14 protein-coding genes are annotated in these 16,057 nt (G+C 71.9%); 8 read left to right on the forward strand and 6 right to left on the reverse strand.

What is annotated here, in order from left to right:
- Nucleotides 1-101 precede the first annotated feature (101 nt).
- The 6 genes from ABD329_RS25395 (at nucleotide 102) to ABD329_RS25420 (ending at nucleotide 6,445) form a co-directional block, all read left to right on the forward strand.
- Nucleotides 102-1,220, forward strand: coding sequence for a PrpF domain-containing protein (locus ABD329_RS25395; protein WP_198275711.1), 1,119 nt, complete (start codon nucleotides 102-104; stop codon nucleotides 1,218-1,220).
- Nucleotides 1,217-2,614 carry a C4-dicarboxylate transporter DctA gene (gene dctA, locus ABD329_RS25400; protein ID WP_198275710.1) on the forward strand — a complete coding sequence of 466 codons (1,398 nt, stop codon included), beginning with the start codon at nucleotides 1,217-1,219 and terminating at the stop codon, nucleotides 2,612-2,614. Before ABD329_RS25395 ends, dctA begins: the two co-directional genes overlap by 4 nt.
- A gap of 207 nt (nucleotides 2,615-2,821) precedes the next feature.
- Complete coding sequence (locus ABD329_RS25405) at nucleotides 2,822-3,649, forward strand: inositol monophosphatase family protein (protein WP_198275709.1); 828 nt, start codon at nucleotides 2,822-2,824, stop codon at nucleotides 3,647-3,649.
- Between the two features lie 29 nt (nucleotides 3,650-3,678).
- Nucleotides 3,679-4,326 (forward strand): NADPH-dependent F420 reductase, encoded by a 648-nt coding sequence (locus tag ABD329_RS25410; protein ID WP_198275708.1) that lies wholly within the window; start codon nucleotides 3,679-3,681, stop codon nucleotides 4,324-4,326.
- A 132-nt stretch (nucleotides 4,327-4,458) separates the two neighbouring features.
- The gene (locus ABD329_RS25415) at nucleotides 4,459-5,973 is read left to right on the forward strand and encodes an LCP family protein (RefSeq protein WP_344316947.1); all 1,515 of its coding nucleotides are present in this window, start codon (nucleotides 4,459-4,461) and stop codon (nucleotides 5,971-5,973) included.
- A gap of 205 nt (nucleotides 5,974-6,178) precedes the next feature.
- The gene (locus ABD329_RS25420) at nucleotides 6,179-6,445 is read left to right on the forward strand and encodes a GlsB/YeaQ/YmgE family stress response membrane protein (RefSeq protein WP_198281747.1); all 267 of its coding nucleotides are present in this window, start codon (nucleotides 6,179-6,181) and stop codon (nucleotides 6,443-6,445) included.
- Here the strand turns inward: ABD329_RS25420 and ABD329_RS25425 are convergent.
- Nucleotides 6,434-7,276: a helix-turn-helix transcriptional regulator gene (locus ABD329_RS25425; protein WP_198281748.1), complete on the reverse strand. Its 843-nt coding sequence runs from the start codon at nucleotides 7,274-7,276 to the stop codon at nucleotides 6,434-6,436. The genes ABD329_RS25420 and ABD329_RS25425 overlap by 12 nt on opposite strands.
- An 80-nt stretch (nucleotides 7,277-7,356) precedes the next feature.
- Between ABD329_RS25425 and ABD329_RS25430 the strand changes: the two genes are divergently transcribed.
- Entirely contained in the window at nucleotides 7,357-8,073 is a 717-nt protein-coding gene (locus tag ABD329_RS25430; RefSeq protein WP_198281749.1) for an SDR family oxidoreductase, read from the forward strand.
- 79 nt (nucleotides 8,074-8,152) lie between these two features.
- Here the strand turns inward: ABD329_RS25430 and ABD329_RS25435 are convergent, their stop codons facing one another.
- The 3 genes from ABD329_RS25435 to ABD329_RS25445 all read right to left on the reverse strand — a co-directional run bounded on the left by ABD329_RS25435 (nucleotide 8,153) and on the right by ABD329_RS25445 (nucleotide 12,493).
- On the reverse strand, nucleotides 8,153-9,769 hold the full coding sequence (locus tag ABD329_RS25435) for an MDR family MFS transporter (protein ID WP_344316948.1): 1,617 nt from the start codon (nucleotides 9,767-9,769) through the stop codon (nucleotides 8,153-8,155).
- Between the two features lie 116 nt (nucleotides 9,770-9,885).
- Nucleotides 9,886-11,112, reverse strand: coding sequence for a glycosyltransferase (locus ABD329_RS25440; protein ID WP_198279286.1), 1,227 nt, complete (start codon nucleotides 11,110-11,112; stop codon nucleotides 9,886-9,888).
- Nucleotides 11,113-11,179: 67 nt separating this feature from the next.
- The gene (locus tag ABD329_RS25445; protein ID WP_198279285.1) at nucleotides 11,180-12,493 is read right to left on the reverse strand and encodes a UDP-glucose dehydrogenase family protein; all 1,314 of its coding nucleotides are present in this window, start codon (nucleotides 12,491-12,493) and stop codon (nucleotides 11,180-11,182) included.
- Nucleotides 12,494-12,756: 263 nt separating this feature from the next.
- Between ABD329_RS25445 and ABD329_RS25450 the strand changes: the two genes are divergently transcribed.
- The gene (locus ABD329_RS25450; protein WP_309142823.1) at nucleotides 12,757-13,386 is read left to right on the forward strand and encodes a TetR/AcrR family transcriptional regulator; all 630 of its coding nucleotides are present in this window, start codon (nucleotides 12,757-12,759) and stop codon (nucleotides 13,384-13,386) included.
- Nucleotides 13,387-13,517: 131 nt separating this feature from the next.
- Here the strand turns inward: ABD329_RS25450 and ABD329_RS25455 are convergent, their stop codons facing one another.
- The gene (locus tag ABD329_RS25455; protein ID WP_198279283.1) at nucleotides 13,518-14,390 is read right to left on the reverse strand and encodes a peptidoglycan-binding protein; all 873 of its coding nucleotides are present in this window, start codon (nucleotides 14,388-14,390) and stop codon (nucleotides 13,518-13,520) included.
- 79 nt (nucleotides 14,391-14,469) lie between these two features.
- Entirely contained in the window at nucleotides 14,470-16,005 is a 1,536-nt protein-coding gene (locus ABD329_RS25460; RefSeq protein ID WP_198279282.1) for a DUF6519 domain-containing protein, read from the reverse strand.
- Nucleotides 16,006-16,057 lie beyond the last annotated feature (52 nt).

The raw sequence follows: 16,057 nt of genomic DNA on the forward strand, positions 1-16,057 counted from the left end.
TCCGAGATTGTACTTCACGCTGCGGTAACACACCGTGGATGCCACCGCCCACGGAGGAGCCGTCGGCGGGGTGTCGATTCCACGGCCATGGGGAGTCCGTTGTGTTGCGTCTACAGGGCGAGATGATCCGCGGGGGTACCAGCAAGTGCTGGATCTTCGACCACCACGATGTGGTGGCCACCGGAGTGGATGCCGACACCCTGCTGCTCGCCGCCTTCAACGCGGCCGACCCGCGCCAGATCGACGGAGTGGGCGGCGCCTCGTCCACCACCTCCAAGGCCGCGATCGTCCAGCTGTCCGACGTGGCGGGCGTGGATGTCTCCTACGCCTTCGCGCAGGTGGGCATCGGCGATGAGCGGGTGGAGTGGACCAGCAACTGCGGCAACTGCGCCACCGCGGTCGCGCTGTACGCCGTCCACCGCGGACTGGTGCCGATCACCTCGGACACCACCACCGTCCGCATGCTCAACGTGAACACCGGGGCCCGCCTCACCGGCACCATCCCCACCCCCGGCCGGACCGCGCCCGACGAGGGCACCGCCGTGGTGCCCGGCACCGACGCGCTCGGGGTGCCGGTGCTGCTGGGGTTCCAGGACCCGGCCGGGTCCACCACCGGCCACGCCTTGCCCACCGGCCGTCCCCTGGACACCCTGACCGGGCCGGACGGCCCCGTCGAAGCCTCGCTCGTGGACGCGGGCGCGCCCGCCGCGCTCTTCGACGCCAAGGCGTTCGGCCTCGACGGCTCCGAGTCCCTGGCTGCGTTCGCCGCCGTGGTGCCCGCGCTCACCGTGCTGCGCCGCAAGGCGGCGCTCGCGATGGGGCTGGTACGCGAGGACGCCCCGGTCAGCCACGCGGTGCCCAAGGTCGGTGTCGTCGGCGGCCCCGTAACATATCGCACCACTCACGGCCCACAGGTCACCCAGGACCAGTACGACGTGGCCGTGCGCATGGTCTCCATGCACGCCCCGCATCCGGCGATCGGCCTCACCTCCGCCGTCGCCCTGGCGACGGCCGCCGCGACCCCCGGTACCCTCGCCCACCGCGTCACCCGGCAGACCGCCGACGGCACGCTGCGGCTGGGCACCCCCGCGGGCGTCATCACCGCCCGAGCCGTCCCCGCACCGGACGGCGCGTCCCCCACGGTGCTCCTGCACCGCGCCGCCCGGCGCATCGCCCGAGCCGAACTTCTCGTTCCCGTCCCGGAAGGACGCCCCGTATGAGCCGCAACGCCGCAGCGCCGGGCACCGTCGCCGCCCCCGACCGGCCCGGCCGCATCCGCCTGCTGCTGTCCCGCCTCTATGTCCAGTGCCTGCTCGCGGTCCTCGCCGGGGTCGTCGTCGGTTCGCTGTGGCCCTCCTTCGGGGCGGAGCTGAAACCGTTGGGAGACGGATTCGTCGCGCTGGTGCGGATGATGATCGCGCCGATCATCTTCTGTACGGTCGTCCACGGTATCGCGGCCATGAGCGACCGCAGAACGGTCGGCCGGGTGAGCCTCAAGGCGCTGGTCTACTTCGAGATCCTGACCACCATCGCCCTGGTCATCGGGCTGGTCGTGGTCAACGTCGTACGGCCCGGCAGCGGACTGCACGTCGATGTCTCCACCCTCAGCACCGACGGTCTCCCTGCCGAGGCGACCCAGGCCCATGAGAGCTTCGCGGACTTCGTCCTCAGCACCATCCCGGACACCCTCGTCTCCGCGCTGACCGGCGAGGAGATCCTGCCGGTGCTGCTCGTGGCGGTCCTGTTCGGCTTCGGTCTACAGGCCAGTGGCGAGGCCGGGGCGAGCATCACCGCGGGCGTCGAGAAGCTCTCCACGGTGCTGTTCCGGCTCATCCGCTGGATCATGCGGCTGGCCCCGATCGGCGCCTTCGGCTCGATGGCCTTCACCATCGGCAACTACGGCCTGGGCACCCTGCGCCATCTGGCGCTGCTGGTCGGGTCGTTCTGGCTGACCGCCCTCTTCTTCGTCCTGGTGGTCCTCGGCACCGTGATGCGCCTGGGCGGACTGCGCCTGCTGCCGTTCCTGCGCTACATCAAGGAGGAGCTGCTGATTGTGCTCGGCACCTCGTCCACCGAACCGGTGCTGCCGCGCATGATGGCCAAGCTGGAGCACGCGGGCGCCTCGAAGCCGGTCGTGGGCATCACCCTGCCCGCCGGGTACTCCTTCAACCTCGACGGAACGGCCATCTACCTCACCATGGGGTCGGTGTTCCTCGCCCAGGCCGTGGGGGTGGATCTCAGCCTCGGCCAGCAGCTGACCATGCTCGCCGTCATGCTGCTCACCTCCAAGGGCGCGGCGGGGGTGACCGGTTCGGGCTTCGTCGCCCTGGCCGCCACGCTCAGCGCCGTCCCCCATGTCCCGGTGGCGGCCCTCGCGCTGATCTTCGGCATCGACCGGTTCATGTCCGAGGCGCGGGCGCTGACCAGCCTGGTGGGCAATGGTGTCGCCACGCTGGCGGTGGCCCGCTGGGAGGGGCAGCTGGACGAGGCCAGGACCCGGGCCGTGCTCCGGGGCGACCTGCCCTTCAACCCCGATGACACGGCCACCGACGACCTCGCTCCCAAGGAGGAGCCTGCGGGGTCGCCCCGCGAACCCGTCCCCGCCATCGGCTGATCCCCTCCGACGTGGCCATCCGCCCGGGCCGAAGCGAACGCTTCGGCCCGGGCGTCGCTCGTCGGCCCGCCGTTTTCCGTTGCACGCGGGTAAACCCAGCAGTGCCATATGTGCAATTGCCGTCATCGACGAGGGTGCCTACGGTCGAGGCACAGACGGCGAAGCGCGCGCCAAGCCTCCCCTCTTTCACCATCCGCGGGAGCACTCATGTCCACGTCCACCGGCACCACCACCATCGACAGCGGCGTCGACGCCGCGTTGCTCAGCCGGGTCACCACGGCCGTCCGCGCCGCCGGTGACCTGCTGCGGGAGCGCCACACCCCACAGGCCCGCGGGGTGGCGCTCGACGAGATCGTCGCGGAGATCCACGCCAACGACGACGCGGTCCTCGACGTCCTGAAGGCGCCGCTGATGGCCGCCCGGCCGGGTGCGCGCTGGGCCGAGGACGAGCTGGAGGGCGGCGCGCTGCCGCCGGGCGAGTGGTGGATCGTCGACCCGGCCGAGGGCAACATCAACCATGTGCACGGCATGTCCGACTGGGCCGTGACCGCCACCCTCGTCCGCGACAACCACCCGGTGCTCACCGTCGTCCACCTTCCGCTGACCGGTGACTGGTACACCGCGGTGGCCCGTGACGGGGCCCGGCTGAACGGCGCGCCCCTGCGGGTGTCGGCCAAGACGGACCTGGGCGCGGCCCTGGTCGGCACGGGCCAGGCCCGGCCGGGCGAGGACGAGCGCACCTTCCACCGGATCGGCGCGTCGGTCACCCGGATGCTGATCCACGGCCTCGTCGTACGGGTCTCCGTACCCGCCACCCTCCAGCTGATCCAGGTGGCCGCCGGACGCATGGACGCGTTCTGGCAGTTCTCCGATGTGCGCTCGGGCCTGGTGGCCGGCGCGCTGCTGGTCGCCGAGGCCGGTGGGACCGTCACCGACACCCGGGGCAATCCCTGGGACCTGGCCAGTCGTGACTTCCTGGCCACCGCCCCCGGCATCCACGCCGAGGCCGTCTCCGTCCTGTCGTCCATCGTCTGACCGCCCGCCCCGGCAAGGAGTTCATTCGCATGACCACCATCGGCATCCTCGGCACCGGACGCGTCGGCAGCGGTCTCGCCCGCACACTCGCCACCGCCGGCCACCAGATCACTCTCGGCCACCGGCGGCCGCCCCGGGAGACCCCGGCCGACGAGACCGGCGCCGTCCCCGCGATCCGCCACGCCGACCAGCGCACCACCGCCGCCACCACCGACATCGTCATCAACGCCACCCCGGGCGACACCGCCCTGGAACGCCTCTCCGCCCTGCACACCGAGCTGGCGGGCAAGATCCTCGTCGACGTCTCCAACGCCACCCGGCACACCCCCGACGGACTCCCGTCGGACCTGTGCTATTCCGGCGGCAGCCTGGCCGAACGGCTCCAGCGGGCCCTGCCCACGACCCGGGTGGTCAAGACCCTCAACACCATGCTCTTCCCGGTCATGACGGCCCCCGCCGAGCTGTCCACCCCGCCCACCGCCTATCTCTCCGGCGATGACGCGGACGCCAAGGCCATCACGGCGGGCCTCCTCGCCGACCTCGGCTGGAAGCCCGAGTGGGTCGTGGACCTGGGCGACATCACCACCGCCCGTGCCACCGAAGCCCTCGTGCTGCTGGTGCCGCATGTGCTGCGCCGCCAAGGATTCCGGCCGTTCGCCGTCTCCCTGGCCCGCTGACCGCCCCACATCTCCGGCATCGCGGGGACGTGTCGTACCACACGCCGTGAAACATACCCTTGCGCATCGATAGAACCTCAGGCCAGCATCGACCGTCTTCTCTTCCGAACAGCCGCCGGACGAAGGACGCGCATGACAGGCAGAGACGGGGAGACGACGAGGAGCGCCACCACGGAACGGACGGACGCGGGGCGCCAGCCCAAGGGGCGCCGCCCGCTGCGGATCGCCCTGGTGATCGTGGTGTCGTTCCTCGTGCTGCTCGGCGGCGGAGTGGGCTGGCTCTACTTCAAGCTGAACGGGAACATCACCACCTTCGGGGCGGACGGCCTCTCCGACAACCGGCCGGAGGGGAACGCCGCCGGTCAGAACGTGCTGGTCATCGGCTCGGACACCCGGTCGGGCGACAACAGCGAACTGGGCGGCGGCACCGGAGACGTGGGCCGTTCGGACACCGCCCTGCTGCTGCACGTCTACGCCGATGGCAAGCACGCGGTCGGGGTGTCGATACCCCGCGACACCCTGGTCGACATCCCGCCGTGCCGGCTGCCCGACGGCAAATGGACCAGGACACAACGGAACGCCATGTTCAACTCGGCGTTCTCCGTGGGCGAGACCGCCCAGGGCAATCCGGCCTGCACCCAGAACACCGTCGAGAAGCTGACCGGGCTGCGCATGGACCACACCATGGTCATCGACTTCGAGGGCTTCTCCCGGATGACCTCCGCGGTCGGCGGGGTCCAGGTGTGCGTGCCAGAGGACGTCTACGAGCGCGATCTGAGCCCCAGCCGGGCCACCCGCGGCAAGCGCATCTTCAGCAAGGGGGTCCAGACGGTCTCCGGGCAGAAGGCGCTGGACTACGTGCGCATCCGCCACGGGATCGGCGACGGCTCCGACATCGGGCGGATCCGGCGGCAGCAGGCGTTCATCTCCGCCCTGCTCAAGAAGGTCAAGAGCCGGGGAATCGACCCGACCACGCTGTATCCGCTGGCCGACGCGGCCACCAAGTCCATGACCGTGGACCCGGGGCTCGGCTCCGCGAAGAAGCTGATGTCGTTCGCCATGTCGATGAAGGACATCGATCTGCACAACACCAAGTTCGTCACCATCCCCTGGCGCTACCAGGGCGAACGGGTCGCCATCGTCCAGCCCGACGCCGACCGGCTCTGGGCGGACGTCAGGGCCGACCGCACCATCGACGGGAAGGCGGCCGGCGGGAAGAAGGACGAGCCCCGGGACCCCGCCACGCCGAGTGCCACGTCCACCGTGTCGGGCGCGGGCATCAGCGTCGCCGTCTACAACGGCACCACCACCTCGGGCCTCGCCGCACGCGCCGCGGACACGCTCAGGAGCCACGGCTTCACCGTGACCGGCGCCACCAACGCCGGCACCCAGGACCACGCCACCACCGTGGTCGGCTACGGCCCCGGCGAGCGGGACCGGGCCCAGACGGTGGCCAAGCTCTTCCCCGGCGCCGGACTGCGCCCCGCCACCACCCCGGGGATCAGCCTCACCCTGGGCCGTACGTACCTCACCGCGCCCTCCCCCGACGCCTCCACCCCCTCCGCGCCCTCCACACCGTCCTCCCATGTGGCCGACGACGCCCGCTCCGCCGACGACGACCCCTGCTCCAATCTGTCCTACGGCTGACCGGATCCCCGCACGGTCCTCACATCCCGTTCAGGCATGGCCCACCACTCCCCGGGCATCAGGAAGATCAAGCCGCTCGCAACCACCGCCGAGCGAACCGCGTCTTCGTTGACGCCCGTACACCCGCACAACCGACTGAACACGTCATCGACCGGGCTCACTCACCCCGGCACCGCACAACAGCACGACGAAGGGGACGAACAACGTGGGCATCGTGAGCTGGATCATCCTCGGCCTGCTGGCCGGAGTCATCGCCAAGATCCTCCTCCCCGGGCGCGACCCGGGCGGGCTGGTCGGCACCACGGTCACCGGCATCGCGGGCGCGTTCGTCGGCGGCTGGATATCCGCGAAGTTCTTCGACCGCCCGGTCGAGAAGGATTTCTTCGACCCCGCCACCTGGGGCGCGGCGATCGGTGGCGCCTTCGTTCTGCTCGTTGTGTACCGCCTGTTGTTCGGCAATTCACGGAACTGACGCATCCATCGTGCTCATCCTGTCCGCCACCGCGACCGCGAGCCCGCGGATCGTACGGGCGGAGGGGGACCCCGGGTCGGCCGTGATCAGGACCACCTCCTGGTCGTCCTCGGGGACGAGCAGGACGTCGCAGTTCAGCCGGAGTGGCCCGGCCGTGGGGTGGTCGATGGTCTTGGTCCGGTGGCCGGGGGCGTGCACCGGACGCTCCTCCCAGATCTGCCGGAACTCCTCGCTGCCGGCGCGCAGTTCGCCCAGCAGCGCGGTGAGCGCCGGGTCCCGGGGGTAGCGGTCGGCGGCCCGGCGCAGCCGGGCGACCACGATGTGCCCGAACTCCTCGGCGCTGGAGCTCTCGTACGCGTGGCCCCGGCCGAGGAAGCGGCGGCGGGCGAGGTTGCTGTCCCGGCCGAGGCCGTCGCCGAGCAGGGCCTGCGCCAGCGGGTTCCAGGCGACCACGTCGTAGACCGCGTCGGTGACGATCGCCGCGGTGTCGGGCAGCCGCCGCAGCATCTGGGCCACATGCGGGCGGACCCGCCGCACCGCCCGGGCGCCCGGGGGCGCGCTCGTCCCGGCGAGCCGGAACAGATGGCTGCGCTCGGCGGGCGCGAGCAGCAGCGCCGCCGCCAGTCCGTCCAGGATGCGGGGCGAGGGCCGGGGGCCACGGGCCTGCTCCAGACGGGTGTAGTAGTCGACCGACATATGGGCCAGCTCCGCCACCTCCTCCCGCCGCAGCCCGGGCGTACGGCGGTGGGGGTCGGCGGGCAGGCCGATGTCCTGGGGGCGCAGCCCCTCGCGGCGGTCCCGCAGGAAGCGGGCCAGCTCCTGCCTCGGCATGCTGCCTCCTTCGGCTGACGGTACTGCCTGGGACAGGTTGTCCCTGGCAGGGTGAGCGTGGCCGGGCAACCCTTGGTGGCATGAACAATCGCACAGCACTGGTCACCGGTGCCAACAAGGGCATCGGCAGGGAAATCGCACGGCAGCTCGGTGCCGAGGGGCTCACCGTGTACGTGGGCTCGCGCGACGCCGAGCGGGGGCGGCGGGCCGCCCGGGAGATCGGCGGCGACGCCCGGCTGATGGTGCTCGACGTGACCGACGCGGACAGCATCGCCACGGCCGCCGCCCAGCTGGAACGGCTGGACATCCTGGTCAACAACGCGGGCATCATGGCGGGCGGCTCCACGGCGCCCGAGGCCGATCTCGAGGACTTCCGCCGGACCTATGAGACCAACGTCTTCGGTGTCCTCGCCGTCACCAACGCCTTCCTCCCGGCCCTGCGCCGCTCGGACGCGCCCCGGATCGTCAATGTCTCCAGTGGCACCGGCTCGCTGACCTGGAGCGCGGACCCGGAGCACCCGTTCGCCGTGTCCGCCGGGTCGGGCGCGGCCTATCGCTCCTCCAAGACGGCTCTGAACGCTCTCACCCTCTACACCGCACAGGCCCTGGCCTCCGAGGGCTTCAAGGTCAACGCGCTGGCCCCGGGGCTGCGCAGGACCGATCTGAACGCCCGTGCCGCCGAGAGCGACGGGGACCCGGCCGAGGGGGCGGCGGGCGCGGTCCGGCTCGCCCTGCTCCCGGACACCGGGCCCACCGGCGGGTTCTTCTCCTGGGACGGCACTCCGGCGCCCTGGTAGCCCCGGCTGCACACGGGCCGTGCGGTGGTCCTCTCGCCACCGCCCCGGTGTCCCCACCCGCTCCCGCCGACCACGTCAGTCAGTCGGCGGAGAGCTGGGTGTTCGGCACCCGCCAGGCGGCGATCACAAAGGCGATCAGGCCCACCGCGGCCCCGGTGAGGAAGACCACGCGCAGGGCGCTGACATAGCCCTCCAGGAACGGCTGCGCCACGGCCGGATCGAGGTGGTGGAGGAAGGCCGAGTCCTCCAGGTTCACGCTGCCGTCGGGCCGTACGACGCCCTTCAGCGCCTCCGCGTTCGCCGGTTCCCCGGCCAGCCTGCGGAACGAGGCGTCCTCGGAGGCCACCGCCAGGCGGTCGCTGATCCGCGAACCGGCCAGGGAGAAGAGGATGGACAGGAAGGCGGCGGCGCCCACCGTGCCGCCGTTGGAACGGAAGAAGTTCACCGACGCGGTGGCCGCCCCCATGTCCCGCCCGGGCACCTCGGACTGGGCGAGCGTGGTGATCGTCTGCATCGCGGCGCCCAGGCCCGCCCCCATGAACACCATGCCGATGGCCACGTACCACAGCGGGCTGTCGTCCCTCAGCGTGGCGAACACCAGCATGGCGACGGTGAGGGAGCCGACGCCCGCCGCCAGATGGATTTTGAACCGGCCCGTCCGTGACATCAGCCGGCCCACCACCAGGGTCACCGTGACATTCGCCGCCATGGTGGGCAGCGTGGCCAGGCCCGCCCCCATCGGGCTCATGCCCTTGGCCAGCTGGAGATAGAGCGGAAGGGTCGTCATGGCGCCGAACATGGTGATGCCCACGGTGAAGTGCAGCACGGTGCCCAACCGGAACGCGCGGATGCGGAACAGCCTGACCGGCAGCAGCGCGGCATCCGCCATCCGCCGCTCCAGCAGGACGAAGCAGATCAACCCGGCCACTCCCACCGCGTACATCACCAGCGCCCGGGGCGAGGCCCAGCCCCAGCTCCGCCCCTGTTCGGCCACGACGAGCAGCGGCACGATCCCGACCGCGAGCGTGAGCGCCCCGCCGTAGTCGAGCCGGTGCCGTACGGGCTGGTGGGGTATGTGCAGCACACGCAGGATCACCACGATGGCGAGGGCCGCCAGCGGCACGTTGACCAGGAAGATCCAGCGCCATCCGTCGATCCCCAGCAGCGTGGCGCGCCCGGCGAACACCCCGCCCACCAGGGGGCCGATGACACTGGACCCGGCGAACACCGCCGTGATGTAGCCCTGGTAGCGGCCGCGCTCCCGTGGCGAGGTGATGTCGGCGATGATCGTCATGGCGAGGGACATCAGCCCGCCACCGCCGAGGCCCTGCACCGCCCGGAACGCCGCGAGCTGATGGATGGACGTGGCGAATCCGCACAGCAGCGACCCGAAGGTGAACAGCACGATCGCGGACAGATAGACCGGGCGGCGGCCGTAGATGTCGGAGAGCTTTCCGTACAGCGGGGTGACGATGGTGCCGGTGACGAGATAGGCGGTGGTCACCCACGCCTGGGCGGTGAGGCCGTGCAGATCGTCGGCGATGGTGCGCAGCGCCGAGGAGACCACGGTCTGGTCGAGCGCGGCCAGGAACATGCCGAGCACCAGCCCGGACAGCACGGTGACGACCTGGCGGTGGGTCAGCCGGGCGGGGGTCTGGGGCTCGGTGGGCTCGGTGGTGGTGGATGAGGACGACATACGTACCTGCGAACCTTCTCTGCCGCGCGTGGGGGACGTAGCGGGGGCTGGATACCCGCGGGGAAGAGCGGGGCCCGGAGCCCGGGCGCCGGGGGCCCGGGCTCCGGAGCCGGGGGTTATCCGGCGAGCTTCTCCAGGTCGGGGACGGCGCTCTCGATCTCCGGCAGCGCCAGCATCTCCAGCCGCGCCCGGCGGGCCCGGGCCCGGCAGCCGTCGTCGGCCAGCACCTCGCGGCAGACGGCGGTGATGCCCTCCGGTGTGGGGTCGGTGATACGCCGGCCGAGGCCGAGCTCCTCGACCCGCTGTGCGTTGCCGGGCTGGTCGCCGAACTGGGGCAGCACCGCCATCGGTGTCGCCGTGCGCAGCGATTCGCGGATGCTGTTGAAGCCGCCGTGAGTGAGGAAGAGGTCCACGGATTCCAGCAGCAGCGGCTGGGGCAGCCGATCGGTGATGTGCACATGCGGCGGCACCCCGTCGGTGTCCACGGGGATGCCCCCGGTGGCGAGGATGACGGTGCACTCCTCCAGCCGGGACACCGCCTGGATCATGGTCCGCAGCGTCTGCACCGGGTCCGGCATCGGCATGGGCGACGCGGAGGCGCCCGCCTCGCGCGCCTTGTCGCGGAGCATGGGGATCGCGGTGCCGATGGCGGCGAACATCAGGGGCCGGTCGGTGGGCAGTTCGGCGACCCAGCGCGGCAGCACGGCACCGCGGTCCACGTCCACCGTCTGCCGGTAGGCCAGGGACGTCGGCAGGTGCTGGGCGAAGGAGAAGGCCGGGGGTACGCAGTCGATCCGCCCGTGCGGGACCACCGACAGCGGGTCTTGGGACGTGGACAGCCCGTGCTGCTGTCGCAGGGCGTTGAGGTGCGGCAGCACCTTGTCCGGGTTGAAGGTGTTGCTGCTCCCGGAAGGGGTGGGCAGCTGCGGTATACCGAGGGTTTCGGCGATGAGGCAGGAGCCGAGGTCCATGCCGTCGCGCAGGATGAGGTCGGGCCGGAAGTCGCGTGCCACGGGGAGCAGGGCGTCCAAGAGCGTTGTGGCCATCGGGCCGGACAGGACCTTGGCGACGACTCGCAGCAGGAAAGCCTGCCGTTCCGCAGCGTCCATCCGGGCCATGTCCGGCGGACCGTCCGGGCCGGCCTCCTCGGCCATCGCGGGGCCGAGGAAGGATGCCGGGGAGAGGTCGTCGAGGCACGTCGTCACCCGCACATCGTCCGATGCGAAGACGGCGGCGAGGGTCGGGGTGGTGGCCACCAGCACCTCATGGCCTGCCGCCGCGAGGGCCCGGGCCAGGGGAAGCTGGGCGCGGCCGTGGGAGGGGCTGCCGAGCGTAGTGAACATGACCCGCAACGCAGGGGCCTTTCTGTGGGAAGGGTCTCGTACGGCGAGGAAGGGGCGGGCGGGGCGGTCAGCGCGCCATCGCGGGCGTGCGGCCGATGCCCTCACAGCTGAGTCCGGCGCGGCGCAGCCGGTCGGGGTCCAGGAGGTTGCGGAAGTCGTAGACCACCGGGGACCCGAGCAGTCCGGCGGCGCGCTTCCAGTCGAGGGCGCGGAACTCCGGCCACTCGGTGAGCACCAGACAGGCGCGCGCTCCGCGGAGGGCCTCCTCTGGGGTGTCCGCGAGGGTGAGCAGATCGCTGAGGTCGGGGCGGGTCTCGCTGAGCGCGGGGTCGTAGGCGTGGAGGTCGGCGCCCCGCTCCTTGAGCAGCCGGGCGATGGCCAGGGCCGGTGAGTCGCGCAGATCGGAGGTGCCCGCCTTGAAGGCCAGGCCCAGCACCGCCAGCCGTACGCCGCGCAGCGAGCCGTCGCCCGGGGTGCATCCGGCCACCACGCGCTCCACGAGCCGCCGCTGGTGTTCGACGTTGGTCTCGATGGTGGCGCCCAGCAGCGGGAAGTCCACGCCCGACTCCTGGCAGATCGTCAGCAGGGCGTGGGTGTCCTTGGGCAGGCAGGAGCCGCCCCAGCCGGGGCCAGGTTTGAGGAAGGCCGAGCCGATGCGGGGGTCGTGGCCGATGCCCGTGAGCACATCGTCCACATCGGCGCCGAAGTGCTCGCAGAGCGTGGCGAGGTTGTTGGCGAAGGAGAGCTTCATGGCCAGGAAGAAGTTGGCCGCGTACTTGGCGAGTTCGGCGCCCGCGGCATCGGTGAGCACCAGCGGGGCGTCAAGACCGGCGTACAGGTCCGCCACCCGCCGCGCCGCGTCCCGGTCCGCGGCGCCGACCACGATGCGGTCGGGGTGGAGGAAGTCGCGCACCGCGTAACCCTCGCGGAGGAACTCCGGGTTGGACACCACGGTCACGTCGGGGCGGTCCAGCAGCGCGGCGACGCGCTCGGCGGTGCCCACGGGCACGGTGGACTTGTTGACCACCACGCTGCCGCTCGGCAGCGCGTCGCGGATCTGGTCCGCCACCGCCTCGACGGCGGCCAGGTCGGCGGCGCCACCGACGCCCATCGGGGTCGGCAGGCACAGGAACACCACGTCGGCGCCGGCGACCGCGGCCCGGGTGTCGCGGATGAACGCGAGCCGCCCGGAGTCCAGTCCCTCGCGGACGAGTTCGGGCAGCCGGGGCTCGAGGATGTCGACCTGTCCGCGCCGGAGCCGTTCGACCTTCTGGTGGTCGGTGTCCGCGCACACCACTCGATGGCCGAGGGTGGCCAGACAGGCGCCGGTGGTCAGTCCGACATAGCCGGTGCCCACCACCGCGACGCGTCGTATCTGCACAGGGAATCACCACTTCTGCTGGGGGTCAGATGCGGATGCGTGGCGAGGGCGGCACGGGGCCGCCCGGTCGGGAGACGAGCGGGCCGGACACCGTCGTCCGGCCGGGATCGCGCGCTGCGGCGACCAAAGTCACCACGCGTTGACAAAACATAACGCGCCGACCCACAGCTTGGTCAACAAGTGATGACAACAGTGGATGACTTCTGGACATGCGAGGCTGAACCGGCAGCATGTACGGCACGGTCCAGGCGGAGGTACGACGAGTGAACCGGGCAAGCGACACAGGAGGGTGCGACGACCACCCTCGCCGCGCCCGCAGATACGACGCGGCGGGCACGCGCAGCGCCCTGCTGGGGGCCGCGGCGCTGCGGTTCGCCAGGTACGGCTACGACGGCACCAGCGTGCGCGACATCGCCAAGGACGCGGGGGTGGACGCCGCCCTGGTCTACCGCTATTTCGGCTCAAAGGAGGCGCTGTTCGACGCCGTGTCGGCCAGCACCGGCATGTTCGAGCCGCTGCGCCATCTGCCGCTGGACGAGGTGTCGGCGTGGATCTGCGATGTGGTCTCCACGGGGCCCACCGAGGAGGAGGCCCCGCATCCGCTGCTGACCAAGCTGCGCTCCTCCAGCCGGGAGGAGACCGTCGGGCGGTTCCGCGAGGAAATCACCGAGGTGTTCTCGGAGGGGTTCGCTCGGCGTCTGGAGGGCGAGGACGCCGAGCTGCGGGCCGAGTTGATGGCGGCGTGGCTGATGGGCATCACCCTGCTGCGCCTGGCCATCCGCTCACCGGCGCTGGCCGCCACGCCGGACGACACCCTGCTGCGCTTCCTCCGGGCGGGTATCGACCCGCTGCTGGACGCGGGCCGCCCCGGGGGCGGGAGCGAGGACGGCTGACCCGCTCCTCGCTCCGCCCCCGGGGGCAGGGGAAGCCGCCACCGGCCCGCGGGTTCCCCTGCCCGCTCCTTCCCGCGGCGTCGATATGCGGCTCCGCCGCGTGGCAGGGGCTTCGCCCCTGGACCCCGCGGTCAGACGTTCGGCACGCGCAGCTTGTCCCAGCTGGTCTTGCCGGGGACGCCGTCCGCGTCATCGCCGGAGTAGCCCAGCTTGCGCTGCCAGGCCGCGTAGGACTTGCGGTCCGCCTCGGTCCACTCCGGGCTCGGGCCCTCCTCGTAGCGTCCGCAGCCCTCGGCCACCAGCCGCTTGCCCATCGCCGTGATGATCTTGCTTTCACGGCCGTCGCGGAAGAAGTCGGCGCCCGGGAACGGCTCGTAGGTCGCCGGTGGCTTGGGTGCCGGGCCGTCCGGTTTGGCGCCGAGCCGCTTGGCGACGCGGCTGCGCATGCTGTCCATCGTGAAACCACGCGGGTCGACCTTGCCCGGCTGCCACTCCAGATGGCCGATCACCGAGCGCTGGGTCCAGCCGTGGGCGCGGCAGATGGCCGCGGACACCTTCTCGATCGCCAGCTTCTGCGCCTCCGGCCAGGGGTCCTCGCCGTCGCCGAGGTTGATGCACTCGAAGCCGTAGAAGTGGCGGTTGCCGTCGGTGTCGGCCTCGTTGTCGGGGGGCAGCGCGGATTCGTTGACGACGGCTCTGAGCACATCGCTGTCGCCCAGGCCCGCGTGGTTGGCGCGGCCGTTGCCGACCAGGTGGACCGCGCCCGCCTTGTCGATGACGCCGTGGCACAGCGGCCCCGGCAGCGAGGAGTGCCCCTCGTAACACAGCTCCACGGAGGAGTCCGTGCCCTTGGTGACGGTGTGATGGATCATCACACCGTTGACCGGCCCCCAGGGGCCCTTGCTGTTGCGGTTGTGAGTCCGCCAGTCGCGGTACTCATGGACTTCCAGTCCCTCGTCGCGAAGCGCCTTGAGCAGACGGTCGGCGGTGAGCGGCGTGGCCATGGTGGTGTGCTCCTTAGGGATGAGGCATGGTGATGTACGGATGCCACGGGCACGGAACTCAATCGGCTCCGCACCGGGGCTACGCTTCCGGTTCGGCGTCCTCCCTGGCCCTGGTCTCGGCCGCCGCCTCGGCCTCCGCCGCGAGCGCCGACGCGTCCGCGGCCGGGGCGGGCACGGCCAGCGGCCCGAACACCATCCGCAGGTCCAGCTCCGCCTGCTCGGCGGTCACCCACGCCAGGGGCGCGTAGTGCGCCTGGATCCCGTCCGGGGCCCGGAGGAGCGGTTTGCGGGCCGCGTTCACCGGCCACTCCACGCCGCCCGTTGCGGTGCGGGCCGGGATCAGCCAGTGGTCCCCGGAGCGGTAGGCGCCGTCGGGGGCGAAGTACACCTCGACCCCGTCCTCCAGCGGCAGCCAGCGGCCCTCCTCGACCTTGAGCGCACCGCGCTTCAGCCGCGCCGCCGCGCCCTTGCGGGGGCGCCGGGCGGTCTCCCGGTGGTCCCAGCGGCGCAGGAACGGCCGCAGCTCGGGGCGGCGGCCGACGCCCGGCTCGGGCTCACCGGACAGCCGCACCCGCCGCCCCGGCAGGTCGACCTCCTCCACCCGCAGCAGCGGCAGCGGTTCGCCCCGGCTGGTGTAGGCGGTGTCCACGAACTCCACCAGGTCCCCGACGCCCAGGTCCAGCTTGTCGTCGCTGCCCAGCGACGCCAACTCGACCCAGGTGCCGTCGAGTTCATCGACCGGGAAGACCACCGAGCCGTTCTCCCGGGACCATTTGAAGGTGGCCTCCTTCGCCGTGCCGCCCTCGTGGATCTCCACCCGGTACAGCTGGTTCTCCGGCCCCCGGTAACGGGCGTCCGGGCGGACCAGGCAGGGGTCCTGGTCCGCGTGTTCCGGCCGCTCGGCGCGCGCCGCCAGCCGGGACCCGGGCGCCGTGGCCTTCCGCACCCACGCCTCGAACGCCTTGCCCACCTGCTCCTTGCTCGCCCCTCCCGGGTTCTCCAGCTCCAGCGCCGTGCTCTCCACCGGCAGCACCTGCCAGACCACCTTGACCCGCGCCGCCGTGTCCGGCATCGCCGACCCGAGGGCCACTTCGCGCAGCGCCGGGTCCTCGGCGGCGGTCACCGACCGCTCCCACACCTTCAGGGCGACCAGGAACGGACGCTGCTCCGGCAGCCGGTCGCCCGGCCGCTCCGGGTCCCGGTAGGCGTCGGGCTGGTCCCAGTAGGTCCAGGTGGCGGGCGGCTCGTCGGGCTCGGGCGGGTCGGCCTCGCCCTCCGTGCCGGAGGCCCCGTCCGCCGCCTCGTCGTCGACGGCCGCGCCGGGCAGCGGCCGGGTCGCGTCGCACAGGATGCCGTCCACGTAGTAGCGGCCGCCCTCGATGATCAGGTCGTCCAGATCGCGGCTGCCGCCCTTGAACCGGATGTGGAATCCGGCGTCCCCGGACGGGCCGCCGTGCTGCCCGATCAGGTCGGCGGCGAGCGTACGGGCCTGGTGGAGCTGGATCGCGGTCTGCTCGTTGGCGTCGGCGTCGAGCTGTACGCGGCCCTGCTGGGCGACGACGGCGGAGTAGCGCCGTTCGGGCCGGAAGGTGAGTCGGGAGAGGTCGGCGTGCATGGAAGGGGTCCCCCTCGGAAGGTTCGGAAGTCTGGCGGGCGCGGGTCGGGGC

The sequence above is a fragment of the Streptomyces javensis genome (genome assembly GCF_039525925.1).
Taxonomy (GTDB): domain Bacteria; phylum Actinomycetota; class Actinomycetes; order Streptomycetales; family Streptomycetaceae; genus Streptomyces; species Streptomyces asiaticus.